This is a genomic window from Psychrobacter sp. AOP3-A1-26 (genome assembly GCF_052378235.1).
GTDB lineage: Bacteria > Pseudomonadota > Gammaproteobacteria > Pseudomonadales > Moraxellaceae > Psychrobacter.
Genome location: NZ_JBQSXN010000206.1, coordinates 1 through 685 on the forward strand (window position 1 = coordinate 1; position 685 = coordinate 685).

The following is a 685-nucleotide window of genomic DNA, read 5'->3' on the forward strand; positions in this document are numbered from 1 at the left end:
CTGGGATAAGGGGTGTAGGGGATAGTAGCGTCAAGCAACGTCGCTGATACCCAAACCCCAGTGTCACGAGCCATATCAAAGCCATGATCAGGTACAGACAGATGAATGGCGTTTGTGGTCTGGCGCTGCATATGCTGAGCAGTGCGCTGTAACCACTCTTTGATAAATACTTGATGATGATACGACACACTATCGTTATCAGGCTCGATACCGATAAAGGTTACTGCCATACAGTGAGTCGATAAGCTGCCAATGGAAGGCAGGTTATTGATACTCACGGGGCTACCGACACTAAGACCACGCAGGGCTCCCGTTGCTTGATAGGTTTCGCGTTGACAGTGATTTGCAGACACCCATTGCTGTGCAAGACGAGCGGCGGCATCATCGCTATTCACGCGAGACGGGGCAGCGAGTAGTACAGTTGTATCCTCTGTCACAAGCGGCGACTCATCTACTGCTTGGCCTTCATAAATGGTATCCGCCGCTAAGCCATCCGCTCGTACGATTACCTCATAACTGCCCAACTGCTGTGAATTCATTTGTAGCGCATTGACGCTATCTTGACCTGACTGTACCGACGATTGGGCATAGCTGTAGTGTAGTGGAATTCGTTCGCCCTCGTCTAAACCACTGATCAACCACCACGTACCAAGCTCATCAACAGAATCCCCTGATACCCACACTG

The 685-nt window shown here is 50.7% G+C and carries 1 protein-coding gene; it reads right to left on the reverse strand.

All coding sequences use genetic code 11. The features are described 5' to 3' along the window. On the reverse strand, positions 1-685 hold a 685-nt coding region (locus tag ACT3TU_RS14325; RefSeq protein ID WP_444784540.1), incomplete at both ends, for a hypothetical protein.